Source organism: Haloarcula regularis, assembly GCF_029338315.1.
Classification (GTDB): domain Archaea; phylum Halobacteriota; class Halobacteria; order Halobacteriales; family Haloarculaceae; genus Haloarcula; species Haloarcula regularis.
On the sequence record NZ_CP119794.1, the window covers coordinates 3,372,807 to 3,388,290 of the forward strand.

Here is a 15,484-nt window from a genome sequence, read left to right on the forward strand (position 1 = left end):
CTGGCTGGCCATGGGACTCCTGCTCGGGGGTGGGTTTAGCCTCGCCGTCGCGGTCGTCTTCGTGGCCGCGGACCGCCTGTTCCCGACCGAGCGACCGGCCCGACAGCTGTACGACGGCGGCGAGACCAAGCGCCGGACCGAGCTCCGCGAGTACTTGCGGGCCATCGACGAGCAGTTCGCCGAGAATCACTTCGTCGAGGGCCAGCACGTCGCCTTCTATCTGCCCGAGCGCGACGTCGCCATCACGTTCGACGCCCGGGCGTACTACCGCATCGAGCGCTCGCCGACGATTCCGGTGCTGGTCGAACACGAGATGCCGGGCGTGCAACTCGGGGCCCGCCTCCCCTTCGACGTCCCGGAGGTCGACCTGGGGCCGGACCCGAAGACACAGGTCCACCCGACGGTGCAGGCGTTCGCCGAACTGGGTCTCCAGCAGACCGCCACCATCGACGAGGTGAAGTCGGCCTACCGGCGCCGCGTCAAGGAGGTCCACCCGGACCACGGGGGCGACGAGGCGGAGTTCAAGCGCGTCCGCGAGGCCTACACGACGGCCAAACAGCACGCCTCCTAGTCACGGCTCTGGCGACGGGTAGTTTCCTCGGCCGGTCTCGGTGTATCCGGACGCCGTACTCCACCCGTCCTGTGACCCGGTTGCCCGCACGTAGACTCTGTCCTGATAGTCGTTGCCCGTCCATCCGCCGGAGAACCACTCGTTGGCGCCCCTGACGGACACCGTGCTCTCGACCAGCGCCCGGTCGGTCGTCTCGTAGTCGAGATACACCGGTGCGTCGTAGTCGTAACAGACCGTCTCGTCGCGGTAGGGGGGCGCACACTCGGTCAGTTCGCGGGACACGCCGTCGCCGTAGAGCGTCGGCGAGACGCCGACCGGGTCGCGCGTCTCGACGGGGTAGGTCGCGTCGACGGTCACCGTCGTCGCGACGGTCCGCCGGTCCCGCTTGGCGTGATTGGGATTGTCGGGGTCGTACTCCGCCTCGGAGATCTCTTCCTGGCGACCCAGCCCGTCTTCCTCCACGTACCGGAAGTAGCGCGTCTCGACGGCCAGGCGGTCGGTCGAGAGCTCGAGCATCGGTCCGCGGTCGGTCTCGACGACCGCCGCGTCGAACGTCTCGCCTGCCGCCTCGCCGCCGGAGTCGAAGTCCGCGCCGAAGGTGCCGTTCGGGGCGACCAGTTCGGCGTCGACCACGGACTCGCCGTCGACGATTGGCAGGGGAACCCTGACGGTCACGTTCCGCAGCGTCTCGTTGGCATCGACGCCGACGCTGTACTCGTAGGTGCTGGTGTAGCTGTCCGGGTTCGGGCCGAGGAACGAACAGCCGGCGGTCACGACGAGACAGGCGACGAGCAGGAGGGCGAGTGTAGCTCTGGCGGACATGGATGGCGAGTGGTTCGACGACCGGAATTGACAACCATTTCACAAAAATGTTCGGGGCCGGTGTGACCACGGCGGACTCAGCCTCGCTGTTGAGCCTCGTACAGGTGGACCATCTCGGCGACGAACCAGAGCTTCAGCGCCATCGCGAGCGCCGTCGCGAGCGCCATCTCCCGGGGATGACGGCGAAGGGCCGCGTAGATTGCGTACAGTGTGGCTGCCCCGTTCCCGTAGTTGAGCACCGCCGGGTAGCCAAAGCGGTCGTGCTCGCCCCTCGTCCAGAGTCGCTCCCCGTGCACGACTCTCGTCATCCACGCGCTGTCGTCAGCGGGCGGGGGAAACAGGACCGGGTTGAGGACGACGAAGGCGAGGGTTGCCGCGAGTCCGCGCCAGTTGCGGTAGTAGATGCAGGTCACGAGCAGCGGCAGCGAGACGACACGGGACCACCCGCTCTTGGGATTTGCGTGGCGGGCCCAGAAGTAACGGTCGAGGCGCGAGGCGTCGGGGTCGGGGCGGACGTCGGAGGGCATAGCGGAGCGAGGAGCGTCCGCGACAAAGCGATTCGGGTGGTCTCAGAGCCCGCGGCTCATCAGGTGTGAGCGCAGGAGGTCGGCCTCCTTGCTCCCGGCGACGGGGTTGACCAGCACCACGACGTCGTCGGCGTCGAACGCGCCCCGCGCGGCGAGCGTGCGGGCGCCGGCGACGGCCGTGCCGCCGGTCGCGCCGACCTCCGGCCCCAGTTCACAGCAGTCGACGGCACCCCGGAGGGTGTCCTCGTCCTCGACGCTGACGGCGCCGCCGTCGCTCTCGTCGATGGCGCCCAGCGCCGCCTCGCCGGCGGCGGGGTCCGGGATCTCCAGCGGGCCGACGATGGTGTCCGGGTGCTCGATTCGCGCCGGTTCGGACTGGCCTGCGGCCCACGCCTCGGCGACGGCGTCGGCGGTGGCAGGCTGGGCGGCGTAGAGCCGCGGGGTAGCCTCGCTCAGGCCGCTCTCGGCCGCCGCATCGAACCCGCGCTGGAGGCCGACGAGCGTCTCGCCGTGGCCGGTCGGGTGGACGACGGCGTCCGGGGCAGTCCACGACAGTGTCTCCAGGACCTCGAGAGCGACCGATTTCGCCCCCTCGACGCGGAAGGGGTCGCCCGGCGCGACGGCGGTCCAGTCGCCGTCGGCCTCGCGGAAGGCGTCGACGGCGTCGGGGTAGCGCCCCTCGACGACGCGCATGTCGCCGCCGTGGACGTTGACCATCGCCTTGTTGAGGAAGGGACACCGCGAGGGGACGAAGCCCGTCGAGTCGATGCCGGCCCGGGCGGCGTAGGCAGCAGTGGCCTGTGCGCCGTTGCCCGTCGACGGCGTCGCGACTCGCTCGGCCCCTCGCTGGACGGCCGTTGTCACCGGGAGCGACAGCTTCCGGTCGGCCAGCGACCCGGTGGGGTTGCGGCCCTCGTCTTTCACGTACACCGCGGCGACGCCCAGTTCGTCCGCGAGCTCGGGGACCGGGACCAGCGGCGTCGCCCCCTCGTCGAGGCTCACCGTCGCATCACGCGGGAACGGGAGCAACGGTTCGTATCGCCCCGGCCCGCGGACGTGGGGCAGGTCCTCGGGGTCGAGGGCCGGCACGTCGTAGTCGGCGACGAGCAGGCCCTGGCACGCCGGACAGCGCTTGACCCCTGGGTCGGTTCGCTCGCCGCACTCGGTGCATCGCAGGCCGCGGAAGGCCGCCGTCGTCTCCATGACCGCTTCTGGGGCCGGGAGAACCAAGTGTCGTCCGGTCTCCTCCAGCACCCTCTTGGAGGGTGCGGTCCAAGCCCCGCGCATGACCGATGTCGCCGTCGCCGGGGGCGGACTCGCGGGGCTGGTCGCCGCGCGCCACCTGGCCGAGGCCGGAGTCGACGTGACCGTGTTCGAGGACCGCGACGAGGTGGGGGGCCGGGTCCGGACGGTCCACGAGGACGGCTACACGTACGACCGGGGGTTCCAGGTGCTCTTCTCGGCCTATCCGGCGGTCCAGCGCGAGCTGGACGTGAACGCCCTGTCGCCGCGACGGTTCTCGCCCGGAGCGACCATCGCGCGTCCGAACCACCGCTCGGTGCTGTCGGACCCGCTCCGGGTCCCTTCGGCGGCCGTCGAGACGCTGTTCAACCGCGAGGTGAGCACGGCCGACAAAGTGCGGCTCTTCCGGCTCCAGCGAGAGCTGGCCGGCGAGGACCCCGAGGCGCTGCTTGACCGTGGCGGGTCGACGATCCGTGACTACCTCGTCGACTACGGGTTCTCGACGCGCTTTGTCGAGCGATTCGCCGCGCCGTTCTACGGCGGCATCACGCTCGACCGCTCGCTGGGGACCGACAGCGCCGTCTTCGAGTATACCTACAAGATGCTGAGCGAGGGAGAGATATTCGTCCCGGCCCGGGGGATGCAGGCGATGCCGGAACAACTCGCCCGGCGGGCCCGGGCCGCCGGCGCGACCATCGAGACCGGACGCGCGGTGACGAGTGTCGACGGGGCCGACGACCCCGGCGAGACCACCGTGGAGGTCGGCGCCGAGACGCTCGCCGTCGACGGTGCCGTCGTGGCGACGGACCCACAGACCGCCCGTGACCTGACCGGTGTCGACGCCATCCCGACCGAGGGGCTGGGCTGTGTCACCCAGTACTTCTCGCTGCCGACGAACCGGGCGCCCGACACCGGCAAGCGCATCGTCCTCAACGCCGCCGACGACCGGCCCAACACCGTGGCCCCGATGTCGGCCGTCGCGCCGGAGTACGCGCCCGAAGGGATGGAGCTGTACAGCGCGACGTTCCTGGGCGTACCCGACGAGAGCGACGCCGACCTGGCCAGCGAGGTGCGCCAGGTCCTCCAGTCGTGGTACCCCGCGGCGGGCTTCGACGGGCTCGAGCTCTGTCGGACCGACCGCGTTCCCTTCGCCCAGTTCGCCCAGCCGCCGGGGTTCCGCGCCGCTCTCCCCGCTCCCAACGCGCCTGGGGGGAACGTCGTGTTGGCCGGGGACTACACCCGCTGGTCGTCGATACAGGGGGCCTTAGAGAGCGGCCGCGTCGCTGCCGACCTGCTGCGATAGGGACGGGTCGCAGAACGCGCGACGGTCTAGACGGGTCGACCGCCGCTATTCGTGTTTCCCTCGTGGTCCTCGCCCTCGTCGTCGAGGAGGACCGCGGAGACGTACTTGATCGTCGCGTAGTACAACGCCAGGAGCGCGACGAGCGTGACCCCGATAAGCGCGAGTGCGGCAGTGGTCTGGACCATGTTCGACGGTCCACTGCGATGGCTCAAATACCTACCGTTATAGCATCTCACGGAACTCCCCGAGGACGGGGAACCGGAGCGTCTCGCGGCCGCTCTCGTCCCAGACGACGGGTTCGAGTCCGTCGGCGTCCGTCACGAGCGGCGACTGGAAGTCGGTGGCCCGCATCTGGTTGACCTCGACGCCCGCGTTGAGCGTGTTGAACGAGGGGAGCATCACGACTGTCGCGCCGCGCAGCTGGTCGCTGCCGACGAGGTAACAGGGCCGGCGCTGCCCCTCGATGGTGATGGTCGGGTGGTCGTGGCCGACGACGTACCGGTCGGCCTCGGTGTCGGGGACCTCGTGGCCGTGACAGACCACGGTGTCGCCGACGCGGACGGACGGCGGGGCGGGCCCGTCCCAGACGGCGCCGAGCATCGTGTCGTGGTTGCCGGGTGACGACCAGGTCGGCGCCGGCGTCGGCACAGGCCGCCCGGAGGCCGGCGACGGCGTCCTCGACGGTCCTGGGGACCGTCTGGAAGGAGTGTAGCAGGTCCCCGGCCACGACGACCTCGCTCGGGCGGTGTCGGTCGACCAGCGCCTCGAACCGCCGGGCGACGTCGGCGCTCGACCCGACCGGGAGCTCCAGGGACCCACCGGTCCCGCGGCCGAGGTGGAGGTCGGCCACCACGAGCGTCTCCCCGAGCAGGACCGCCCGGTCGTCGTAGGTGGGCGTCATCGCCTCCGGGTCGGGGCCGGCCACACAAAGCCGTGACGCCCGCGCCGTCGGTGGAGTTTTTAGGTCCCACCCCCGTGGACCCAGTATGGTCGACGTCCTCGAGAACAAGCGGGCCGCGACGCGCTTTCGCGTCCTCGTCGAGATCGCCGAGCGCCAGCCCGCGGTGAGCCAGGGCGAGATCGCGGAGGCCGTCGGCGTGACCAGTCAGGCCGTCAGCGAGTACATCCGCGAGCTGGTCGACGACGGCTTCGTCGAGAAGGAGGGCCGGTCGCGCTACCGGGTCACCAAGGAGGGCGTCGACTGGGTCTTCCAGTCGGCCACCGACCTCCGCCGGTTCACCGAGCGGGTGACCGAGGACGTCCTGGGCAGCGTCCAGGAGGACGCCGCCATCGCTACGGCCGACCTGGCGGCGGGCCAGACCGTCTCGCTCTCGCTCTCCGAGGGGCTCCTGCACGCGGCCCCGGACACCGACGACGGCGGTGCGACGGGCGTGACGACCACGAGCGCCGCGGCGGGCGACGTCGTCGGCGTCACGGGCTTCGAGGGGGTCATCGATCTCGACCCGGGGCACGTCACCGTCGTCCAGATCCCGCCCATCCGGTCGGGCCCGGTCGAGGACGCCGCCGGCGTCGCCGACGCCTGCGAGGACGCCCCATCGTCACCGCGGCGGGGGTCGAAGCCGTCGCCGCACTCAGGGACGTCGGCGTCGAACCGACGACGTACTTCGCGCCGGGCGAGGTGGCCGCCGACGCGGCCTCCCGCGGTCTCGATGCCGCCGTCGTGACGACGCGTGACGCCGTCGGGCGCGTCACCGATGCGCTCCGGGACGCCGGCGTCGACTACGACGTGACCCAGTGAGCAACCTTTTCGGAGCCCACGTACCTCTCTCCGGACATGGCTGACACCGACGATCCGACCGACGAGGCTCTGGCGACGTTCTTCAGTGCGGCCGAGGACGCCCTCGACGAGTACGAGCGTGGCTACACGGACGCGGACGCGACGCTGCGGCGCCTCGAGCGAGCGATTTCAGACCTGCGGTCGGCGACCGAGTCCGAGTGACACGGGGCGAACAGTATTGTAGGCTCGGCGTCACGTCTCTGGTATGACCGACGTGGTCGTCGTCGACGGGGCACGCACCGCACACGGGTCGCTCCTGGGCGCGCTCTCGGAGCGGTCCGCGACCGAACTCGGACGCGCAGCCATCGAGGGGTTGCTGGACCGGACCGGGGTCGACCACGGCCTCGTGGACTGGGTCGCGATGGGCAACGCCGTCCAGGCCGGGGTGGGGCAGGTCCCGGCGCGCCAGGTCGTCGTCGAGTCGCCACTCCCGGACTCTGTGGCCGCGACCACCGTGAACGAGGCCTCGGGGTCGGGACTGCGGGCCATCGCGTCGGCCGTCGACCGCATCGAGGCCGGCCGCGCGTCGCTGTGTCTCGCCGGCGGCACGGAGTCGATGTCGAACGCCCCCTACCTCGTCACCGATATGCGCGAGGGGCGCCGGCACGGCGACACGACACTCGTCGACGCGATGATTCGTGACTCCCTGTGGGACACCCACTACGACGCCCACATGGGGACGCTGACCGACCGCATCGCCGACCGCTTCGAGATCAGCCGGCAGGCACAGGACGAATACGCCCGCCGGAGCAACCATCGGGCCAGCGAGGCCGTCGAGTCTGGCGTCTTCGACGAGGAGATCGTCCCCGTCGAGGTGGGCGACCACCTCGTCACCGAGGACGAGGGCCCTCGGCCGGACACGACGGTTGAGAAACTCGCTCGGCTCCCGCCGGCCTTCGGCGAGGACGGGACCGTCACGGCCGGCAACGCCTCGAAACTCTCCGACGGCGCCGGCGCGGTGCTGCTCGCCGACGCCGAGACAGTCGATGCGGCCGGGATGGGCCCGATGGCCCACGTCGAGGACTACGCCGTCGCCTACCGCGACCCCGCGGAGTTCACGCTCGCCGTCTGTGACGCCGTCTCGGACCTCCTCGAGACAAACGACCTCTCGGTGGCCGACGTCGACCACTTCGAACTCAACGAGGCCTTCTCGGCCCAGATGGTCTACGTCGCCGACGAACTCGGCCTGCCCCCCGAGAAACACAATCCGCTCGGCGGCGCGGTGGCGCTGGGCCACCCCATCGGTGCCAGCGGCGGCATCCTGACGACGACGCTGCTGTACGCGATGGAGCGCGAGGACCACGACCGGGGCATCGTGGGGATGAGTGTGGGTGGGGGCGGCGCCATCGCGATGTCGCTGGTGCGGTGAACTACACCCGGAACCCTGGTGCGCGCTGTCGCTCGCTGCGTCGAGCGACGGAACTGTGCGAGGGATGCGCGAGAGAGCCTGTGACCGAGCGAATCGGCTGGAGAGGGTGTTGCTGTCGGGTGGGACTGAAAGGGGCCGCCGTCTGCGGGAACCCGGACGAAGCAAGGACCGCAGGCCGGCGGCCGAGGACCGCAGCGAGTCCCGGGACCGCAGACGGCGGGGGCTTTCTGGTGGTTCTCGAACGACCGGGTCGATCGAGAGTCGACGGGAAGAATTATCGGCCCGGCACTCACCTCACACAGTATACTATGACCGAATTCTCCCACCGCGTCGAGCAGGTGTCGATCTCCGGAATCCGCGAGGTGTTCGAGGCCGCCGGCGAGGACGCCATCAACCTCGGGCTGGGGCAACCCGACTTCCCCACCCCGGAACACGCCCGCGAGGCGGCCGTCGAGGCCATCCGCGCGGGGAAGGCCGACGCCTACACGTCGAACAAGGGAACGCTGGAACTCCGGGAGGCCATCGCCGCGAAGCACGCCCGGGACAACGACCTCGAGGTCGACCCCGCGGACGTTATCGCCACCTCCGGCGGGAGCGAGGCGCTGCACATCGCGCTGGAGGCTCACGTCGACGAGGGCCAGGAGGTCGTCTTCCCCGACCCCGGCTTTGTCTCCTACGAGGCGCTGACCCACCTCGCGGGCGGCCAGCCGACGCCGGTCGGCCTGCGCGAGGACCTGACGCTCGCGCCCGAGGCCGTCGAGGACGCCATCACCGAGGACACGGCGGCGTTCGTCGTGAACTCGCCGGCCAACCCGACGGGCGGTCCAGTCGCCCGAGGACATGCGCGCGTTCGCGCGCATCGCCGACGAGCACGACGTGCTCTGTATCTCCGACGAGGTCTACGAGCACCAGGTGTTCGAGGGCGAGCACCGCTCGCCGGCGGAGTTCAGCACCGAGGGCAACGTCGTCGTCGTCAACGCCTGCTCGAAGGCCTACTCGATGACCGGGTGGCGACTGGGCTGGGTCACCGGCGCGAACGACCGCATCGAGCGGATGCTCCGGGTCCACCAGTACGCACAGGCCTGTGCCTCGGCGCCCGCGCAGTTCGCCGCCGAGGCCGCACTGACCGGCCCCCAGGAACCCGTCGCGGAGATGCGCGAGGCCTTCGAGGAGCGCCGGGACGTCCTGCTCGACGGCCTCGACGCGATGGGGCTTGAGTGTCCGACGCCGAAGGGAGCCTTCTACGCGATGCCGAAGGTGCCCGACGGGTGGGTCGAGGAAGTCATCGACCGCGGCGTGGTCGTCGTGCCGGGCGACGCGTTCGGCGAGCGCGGGGCGGGGTACGCGCGCATCTCGTACGCGACGGACCTGGAGACGCTCGAGGAGGCTATCGACGTCATGGCCGAGGCCACCGCGGCCCTCCGCTGAGCGCCGCCCTCCCGGTGGCGCTCGCGGACGCTGCCGATTCGACCTGAATTTGGTAGAGAGTGCGAAGAACGGTTATGTGTCTCCGACGTGTCGATCCGGTGAGTGCTCCGTGTCGCCCACACACCACACCGGCAGTCCGTTCCCAGCCCGCGAGAGTCAGGCCTATAACCAGGGCACGAGCACACAGAACCGGGAACGGTCGATGGAGAAGGCGCTCTGGTACCTCTTGACGGCGACGCGCGGCGGGGCGAACAGAGCGCGCATCATCGACACGCTGTCTGAGCGACCGATGAACGCCAACGAACTCGCCCAGGAACTCGACGTGGGCTACAAGACGATTCGACACCACATGGAACTGCTCGAAGAACACGACGTCGTCGAATCCGGCGACGAGAACTACGCGAAAGCTGTACTTCCTGACCGACCGGTTCGACAACTACCGGGACACGTTCGAACGAATCGTGGAGCAGATGGACGAATGACGGGGCGACCCGACGCCGTCGATGACGGCACGCGACGCCTCGTGGGGGTGGTCCGCTGATGGCGATGGGGCCGCTCATCACGGCCGCCGCGGCGCTCGCGGGGCTGAACGTCCTCCTCTTGCTCCCGCTGGTGGGCGTCTGGGTGCGCAACTTCACGACGTTCCGTTCGGGGCTGGTCGGCGGGTTGCTGACCTTCGGCGTCGCGATGCTGGTCGAGAACGCGCTCGCGCTGTACTTTTTCTTCTCGATGCAGAGCTTCTACGCCGGCGACCCGCACGTCCAGCAGGCCGTCCTCGTCCTCCGGGCCGTCCAGTTCGTCGCCATCGCCGTGCTGAGTTACAGCACGCTCCGGTAGTCTGTCTGACGTGACGCCGAAGGGTGGATATGGGCCCGGCCCGTAGCCCGGCCGATGGATCATCTCGCACCGTCTAACGTGCCGGTGTACACGACACCGACGGAACACCGGGCAATCTGGGACCGCTGTGCGGACCGGGGCCATCCGGTGCTGGCCGTCCGCGTGGCCACCCGCGGCTACATCGTCAGGTACGACCTCCAGCACCTCGACCGGGAACTCACACCGGCGGCCGTCCAGGCGCTCCGTGATCGCGTTCGGGCGCGTCGGACCTATCCGACCGATACAGACCCCATCTCGGAGTCCGAAGGGGTCGGCGGCGAGGCCGGTGCCGTCTCCGGGGCGTTGCACACCCGGACCGAACGGGAGGGACGCGACCTCGCCTCGCACATCTCCGAGTTCGTCCTCGACCGGCGCAACTGGCGCTGACCGCTCGCAATAAACGTCATCCGTACGAGACTTTTTGCCGACGGCGCCCCTGACTCGTCGTATGGCAGTCGCGCGACACGACACGGGGCCGCTCTCAGCGGGGCGCGCCCTCGCCTCCCAGGTCCACCCGGTCTTCATGCTCCCGCCACTCGCGACGTCCCTGTTCGGTGGCTTGCTGGCAGGCGGTCTTTCCCTGCCGACCGCGGTCCTCCACGCCGGGGCGATGTTCTTTGCGGTCTACACCGCCCACGTCAAGGACGGCTACGTCGACTTCCACGTCCGCGGCGAGGACGACGACCACCCGATGACCGAAACCGGGTGTCGCCTCGCGCTCGCCGGGGCGACGGCGGGGTTTGTCGCCTGCACGGCCGGTATCGCCCTCGCCGTCGGCCCGTGGGCGGCCCTCCTGACGGCGCCGACGTGGCTCATCGGCTACGCCCACGCGCCACAGCTGGACCTCAACACCGTCGGCGCGACGATGGGCTATCCGACCGGGATCGCGCTGGCGCTCGTCGGCGGGTACTACGTCCAGGCGACGTCGTTCTCGCCCCGGGTGCTGGGACTCGCCGCCGTCTTCCTGGTCCTGCTGACCGGCATCAAGATAATCGACGACGAGAAGGATTACGACTACGACCGGTCCATCCAGAAGCGGACCGTCGCCGTCGTCCTCGGCCCGCGGCGCGCCCGCCGCCTGGCGCTCGGCCTGCTGGCCACTGCGCTCGTCGGGGTGGTGGCGCTGACGGTGACGCTCCCGGGGATGCCCCCGAGCGGTGCCGGCGCCGCGCTGGTGTTCGGCGCCGTCGCGCTCGTCGCCCAGCGGGCCGAGTCGTCGCTGGCGACGAAGCTACTGATCCGCGGGTCGTACCTCTTTCTCGCGGTGCTGGTGGCCGCTGTCTGGTTTCGCCCGCTGGGATAGCGACCCGGTCTCGGTCGCCGACCTCAGGCCGAGACGGTCGTCTGGTCCGAGACGGTGTTGCCGGCCTGGTCGGTCACCGAGATGCTGACCTGGTAGTCGACGCCGCCGCCCTTCTTGAACCGGAACTCGTCCGTGTCCGAGGCCGTGGCGATGCCGTCGTAGCTCCAGGCGGTGCTCCGGAGGGTGGCGCCGCTGCTGTCGGCGACTTCCAGCGTCACCGAGGCGAGGTCGGCGTCGACGTCCGTGACGTCCCAGTTGACGGTGATCTCCGCGTGTGGGTCCTTCCGACCGGCCTCGGAGACGTTGAACCGGGTGACGGCCGGCGGGGACTCGGTGCTCTCCGTGACCGTGGTGAACGTCGCCGCGGTGCCGGTGGCCGACTCGCCACTCGAGGAGAGTGCCGTCGTGCGGAACTCGTAGTCGGTCCCGCTTGCCAGTCCGGAGACCGACTGGGAGACGCTCCCCGTGGCGGTGACCGTCTGCGACGCGGTGGTCGACCAGGACCCGCCGACGGGCCGGTACTCGAAGGCGGCGTCCACGGAATCGGCGCCGCCGAGGTCGGTGACCGACCCGGTGAGCGTCGCCGCCGTCGTCTGGACGTCCGTCGCTCCGTCGGTCGTCACGGCCAGTGACGACGTCGTCGTCGTCTCCTCCGTCCCGTAGCCGTCCGCCCCGTAGCCGCCCTCTCCGAACCCGGCCGTGCTGTCGGCGGCGGCGACGTTGCCGACACCGAGTGAGGAGGCCGCGACAGCCCCGAGAGCGCCCGTCAGTTTCAGTACCGACCGCCTGCTGAACACGCCTCGTTGACCCGACCCTGCGTGCTGGCTATCCGTCGTTCGACTCTGCTCGTCGTGTCTTGCCATCGATTCGATGGGACCAACCTACTTAAAGGAATTCGTACCGAGAACTGTTCGCTACTCCGCAGACGATTCTATTTGCATACCAGAAACATACGATTCTTGAAGACCGATTCTCAGTGACGGATTCCGTGTGGAAATCTCACAAAGAGGGTCGGATAAGTAGATATTGTTGAAAAATTGACAACCGGCGGCCTGGGGGCAGGACCGGCGGTCTATCTGCTCGAACCCGTGACCCTCGCGAGCGCGTCACTCACTTGCAGGTGACGACCAGCCTCACCGACCTCGTGGTCCGCACGGGGCACCTCGAGGTCGTCTCAGCCGCTCTCGGTCGGCGAACTGGTTGCGGTCGCTGTCGCCGTCGCGGTCGTCTCGGCGGATCCCGTCTCGACCACCGCCTCGCAGGTGACAGTCACCGACCGCGTCAGCTCGACACCGACGTCGGGGCCCGTTCCCTCGACGACGACGTCGACCGGTTCCACGGCCGCGCTGTCGTCACACGAGACGTCCGCGACGACGGCGCCGCGTTCGCCGGTCGAGAGCGTCCCCGGACCGCGCACGCTCGACAGCGTCGGTGGCGTATGCTCGGCCCCGTCGACGCTGACGGAGACGTCTAGGGCCGACCCGAAACGGTTCGTGACCGTCGCGAGCGTTGCCCGGGTGGTAACATTCCCCGGAACCGAGACGGCGTGCTCCTGGACGCCGAGATAGGCGGACTGGTCGTCGCCGATGTCGACGTCGACCCCCCGGTCGGCGATCGTCGCAGTGAAGGCCCCGGTCTGTGTCACGGCGAGGGCGAGTGAGAGACCCAGGCCGACGAGTGCGACCCGGCGGCCGGCGCTCATCGGTCGCGCACCTCCGGCGGGTCCGCGGTGGTGCCGAGACGCAGCCGCGAGAAATTGAAGTACGTGTGGACCACCGCCGAGACGAGCAAGATGACGGCCAGGAAGGCGGCCCCGGAGAGGTGCGGGACCGACGCGAACGGACCGAGGTCCGACCACGCGCCCCCCAGGACGACCAGTCCCACCACCGACAGGCCGAGGTAGTAGAGGCTCCAGGGCACGTCGGCCCCCGGAACCACGTCCAGATACACCTCCAGGTCCGCGACGGCGTCGGCGAGTTCGACCGTCTCTCTGCCCGAGTCGTACACGACGAACCCGCTCTCGTCCATCTTCGGCAGGTGGTGCTGGTGGAGCGCCGTCTTGACGCGCTTTGTCTCCATCGAGGTGAGTTCAGCGACCGGTTTGTCGTTCTCCCAGGCGGCCACGTGTTCGGCCAGTTCCCTGAGGTACACCTCCCGTCGCTCCCGCTTGAGATAGTGGAAGACGAACCGCCGTCGCCTGTTGCTCAGAACCTCGAACACCTCGTCCTGCGATGGTGTCTGTTCGTCGTCCGATCCCCCGGTGTGTCTGGATAGCTCCGTCCGTGCCTGGCTCATGCCTCGTCTCCCCCGAACGTCGACGGATATCGACATCTCATTCCGCGCCCATTTAGTTAGTAATATTACACTATGTGGTAATCCTTACATGTTAGCCGCTGTATGCCCCGAATACTGCGGGCCATCTAGATAAGGCCGTATTACTCACCAGAACAGACCCATTGCACACCGAATAGGCCGATTTCTATCCTGCAACGGTTCTCTTCGATGTGCCCCTCGTGTATACAAAAGATACGACGGGTCGTTGCTTTTCCCGCGCACACCGGTGCAGTCACGCCCACCGGCGCGACTGGCCGCTGGGTGTGTACACGGAACTTCCAACGATGCAACGACGCAACTTCCTCGTCGGAATGGGATCGCTCGCCGCCGGCTCGGCGGCCGCAGTGGGTACAGGGGCGTTTAGTTTCGTCGAAGCCGGCCGTGGCGTCACCGTCCAGACCACCGGCGACGACTCGGCATATCTCAAACTCGACGGTGACAACGAGTACGTCACGGACAACAGCGGCGAACTGACCATCGACCTCGGGGGGACATCGGGCAACGGCGGGTCCGCGTTCAACTACGACGCCGCGACGCGCGTGGAGGGTGTCGTGACGGTGGTGAACCAGGGGCCGAACAGCCTCTCTGTCTCTCTCGAGGGCGACGGTGGCAACGTCTCGGTCGTCGGGGACGTCGACAACGTCGACATGGACTCCGGCGAAGGTATCTACTTCGCAGTCCGCAGTCCGACGGTCGCGTCCGGCGACGCCGCGTTCATCGACGTCGCCATCGTCGAAGGGCCCGACGGCGACAGCGAGGTCGGCAACGGGGCAGGTGGCACTCTCACGATAGTCACGGACTGAACACGTACGGTTCCGCTCGATTTCGGGGCCAGAAATTCAGGAGGCAGGAATCCTGATTTGATGGGACAGTTCGGTTCCGAGCTGTGGATCGCCTGGAATCTTCAGCGGTCTCGTCGGGCTCATGTTAATTTCGTTATCATTCGCCGAGCGCGCCGACGACACTCACCGAGTAATACTATCTTACACTCTGAAAACATTCTATTCAGCACTCAGAGGGAGGTTCTGTACTCACAGAGTATCATTGCGTTGCTGTCACTGTATATACACAAATGGTGGTGGGTCCATGCACGTAACGAGCGCACCCCTGACGACGTGTCGGCGACGCGACCGGTCGCACGGGTGTGCACGGAGACTACAACGATGCAACGACGCAAATTCCTCGTCGGAATGGGATCGCTCGCCGCCGGATCAGCGGCTGCAATGGGTACTGGTGCGTTTGCTAGTGTTGAGGCGACTCGTACCGTCGGTGTCAATGTGGCAGGTGACCAAGCTGCTTATCTCGGTTTGGAAGCGACGTCACCTTACGCGGAATACAGCGGGAAACAACTCGTCTTGGACTTCAGTAACAACAATAACGGTGGCAGCGGTATCAACGCCGACTCGGTCACTACCTTTGACGGCGTTTTTCGGATGACGAATAACGGTCCGAACAATCTCGACATCACTATCGATAAATCCGGTTTGGCTAACCCGGATCGATGGCATTTCGTCCCCAAAGAAGTATACGACGAGTACAGTGGTTCCTATCCCGAAGATAGCTTCTACCCGAGCTGGGACGACTTCGGCGGGTACGAGAGTACCAATGCAAGTGGAGGTGGTCTTGACTCGGGTAATTCTACGCTAGTTGGTGTGGCGATAGACGCGCGGGACATGGCCAGTGTTCCAGGTGGCGAAATCAGATATGCAGTCACGGATGAAGACGGACCATACGGAAGCGGATAGTGTCTCGAATCCGGAGTAATTTGGTGTAGCGCCCTATATTCTGTCTTTTCAATTATTTTGCCGGATTACACGTTCTACCTCTTGATAGAGTTGCTACCGCAGACGCGTGGTGTCCGGAAATTATCATGCTGTAAATTAGAACAACGATTACTGGGATTCTTCTAAA

At 68.0% G+C, this 15,484-nt stretch carries 16 protein-coding genes and 4 pseudogenes; 12 read left to right on the forward strand and 8 right to left on the reverse strand.

Features of this window, described 5'->3' with window-relative positions:
- Window positions 1-10: 10 nt before the first annotated feature.
- Window positions 11-571, forward strand: a complete 561-nt coding sequence (locus P1N55_RS18215; RefSeq protein ID WP_379689297.1) for a J domain-containing protein — start codon at window positions 11-13, stop codon at window positions 569-571.
- On the opposite strand, the gene P1N55_RS18220 is transcribed toward P1N55_RS18215, so the two are convergent.
- The 3 genes from P1N55_RS18220 to P1N55_RS18230 form a co-directional block, all read right to left on the reverse strand.
- Window positions 572-1,393 (reverse strand): hypothetical protein, encoded by an 822-nt coding sequence (locus P1N55_RS18220; RefSeq protein WP_276276880.1) that lies wholly within the window; start codon window positions 1,391-1,393, stop codon window positions 572-574.
- Between the two features lie 77 nt (window positions 1,394-1,470).
- Window positions 1,471-1,920 (reverse strand): DUF6653 family protein, encoded by a 450-nt coding sequence (locus tag P1N55_RS18225; RefSeq protein WP_276276881.1) that lies wholly within the window; start codon window positions 1,918-1,920, stop codon window positions 1,471-1,473.
- Window positions 1,921-1,962: 42 nt separating this feature from the next.
- The gene (locus P1N55_RS18230; protein WP_276278764.1) at window positions 1,963-3,123 is read right to left on the reverse strand and encodes a threonine synthase; all 1,161 of its coding nucleotides are present in this window, start codon (window positions 3,121-3,123) and stop codon (window positions 1,963-1,965) included.
- An 82-nt stretch (window positions 3,124-3,205) separates the two neighbouring features.
- Between P1N55_RS18230 and P1N55_RS18235 the strand changes: the two genes are divergently transcribed.
- Window positions 3,206-4,465: an NAD(P)/FAD-dependent oxidoreductase gene (locus P1N55_RS18235; protein WP_276276882.1), complete on the forward strand. Its 1,260-nt coding sequence runs from the start codon at window positions 3,206-3,208 to the stop codon at window positions 4,463-4,465.
- Window positions 4,466-4,491: 26 nt separating this feature from the next.
- Here the strand turns inward: P1N55_RS18235 and P1N55_RS18240 are convergent, their stop codons facing one another.
- Together P1N55_RS18240 and P1N55_RS18245 are read right to left on the reverse strand one after the other, a co-directional pair.
- Entirely contained in the window at window positions 4,492-4,650 is a 159-nt protein-coding gene (locus P1N55_RS18240) for a hypothetical protein (RefSeq protein WP_276276883.1), read from the reverse strand.
- Between the two features lie 37 nt (window positions 4,651-4,687).
- Window positions 4,688-5,366 (reverse strand): annotated as a pseudogene (locus tag P1N55_RS18245) (metallophosphoesterase).
- A gap of 85 nt (window positions 5,367-5,451) precedes the next feature.
- On the opposite strand from P1N55_RS18245, the pseudogene P1N55_RS18250 reads away from it, so the two are divergent.
- The 8 genes and pseudogenes from P1N55_RS18250 (at window position 5,452) to P1N55_RS18285 (ending at window position 11,239) form a co-directional block, all read left to right on the forward strand.
- Window positions 5,452-6,224: pseudogene (locus tag P1N55_RS18250) on the forward strand (DUF7839 domain-containing protein).
- 36 nt (window positions 6,225-6,260) lie between these two features.
- Entirely contained in the window at window positions 6,261-6,425 is a 165-nt protein-coding gene (locus tag P1N55_RS18255; RefSeq protein ID WP_276276884.1) for a hypothetical protein, read from the forward strand.
- Between the two features lie 43 nt (window positions 6,426-6,468).
- The gene (locus P1N55_RS18260; RefSeq protein WP_276276885.1) at window positions 6,469-7,632 is read left to right on the forward strand and encodes a thiolase family protein; all 1,164 of its coding nucleotides are present in this window, start codon (window positions 6,469-6,471) and stop codon (window positions 7,630-7,632) included.
- A gap of 308 nt (window positions 7,633-7,940) precedes the next feature.
- Window positions 7,941-9,060, forward strand: a pseudogene (locus P1N55_RS18265) (pyridoxal phosphate-dependent aminotransferase).
- Between the two features lie 202 nt (window positions 9,061-9,262).
- Window positions 9,263-9,542 (forward strand): annotated as a pseudogene (locus P1N55_RS18270) (ArsR/SmtB family transcription factor).
- 58 nt (window positions 9,543-9,600) lie between these two features.
- A complete protein-coding gene (locus tag P1N55_RS18275) occupies window positions 9,601-9,897 on the forward strand; it encodes a hypothetical protein (RefSeq protein WP_276276887.1) in 297 nt (98 codons plus the stop codon).
- A 54-nt stretch (window positions 9,898-9,951) separates the two neighbouring features.
- Window positions 9,952-10,323, forward strand: coding sequence for a hypothetical protein (locus tag P1N55_RS18280; RefSeq protein WP_276276888.1), 372 nt, complete (start codon window positions 9,952-9,954; stop codon window positions 10,321-10,323).
- Window positions 10,324-10,384: 61 nt separating this feature from the next.
- Window positions 10,385-11,239 (forward strand): UbiA family prenyltransferase, encoded by an 855-nt coding sequence (locus tag P1N55_RS18285; protein ID WP_276276889.1) that lies wholly within the window; start codon window positions 10,385-10,387, stop codon window positions 11,237-11,239.
- A 23-nt stretch (window positions 11,240-11,262) separates the two neighbouring features.
- On the opposite strand, the gene P1N55_RS18290 is transcribed toward P1N55_RS18285, so the two are convergent.
- The 3 genes from P1N55_RS18290 to P1N55_RS18300 form a co-directional block, all read right to left on the reverse strand.
- On the reverse strand, window positions 11,263-12,102 hold the full coding sequence (locus tag P1N55_RS18290; RefSeq protein WP_276276890.1) for a hypothetical protein: 840 nt from the start codon (window positions 12,100-12,102) through the stop codon (window positions 11,263-11,265).
- A 311-nt stretch (window positions 12,103-12,413) separates the two neighbouring features.
- The gene (locus P1N55_RS18295) at window positions 12,414-12,941 is read right to left on the reverse strand and encodes a hypothetical protein (RefSeq protein WP_276276891.1); all 528 of its coding nucleotides are present in this window, start codon (window positions 12,939-12,941) and stop codon (window positions 12,414-12,416) included.
- Window positions 12,938-13,534 carry a DUF7344 domain-containing protein gene (locus P1N55_RS18300; protein WP_276276892.1) on the reverse strand — a complete coding sequence of 199 codons (597 nt, stop codon included), beginning with the start codon at window positions 13,532-13,534 and terminating at the stop codon, window positions 12,938-12,940. The genes P1N55_RS18295 and P1N55_RS18300 overlap by 4 nt, the downstream gene beginning before the upstream one ends.
- A 323-nt stretch (window positions 13,535-13,857) precedes the next feature.
- Between P1N55_RS18300 and P1N55_RS18305 the strand changes: the two genes are divergently transcribed.
- The gene (locus tag P1N55_RS18305) at window positions 13,858-14,376 is read left to right on the forward strand and encodes a hypothetical protein (RefSeq protein ID WP_276276893.1); all 519 of its coding nucleotides are present in this window, start codon (window positions 13,858-13,860) and stop codon (window positions 14,374-14,376) included.
- A gap of 360 nt (window positions 14,377-14,736) precedes the next feature.
- On the forward strand, window positions 14,737-15,318 hold the full coding sequence (locus tag P1N55_RS18310) for a DUF1102 domain-containing protein (RefSeq protein WP_276276894.1): 582 nt from the start codon (window positions 14,737-14,739) through the stop codon (window positions 15,316-15,318).
- Window positions 15,319-15,484 lie beyond the last annotated feature (166 nt).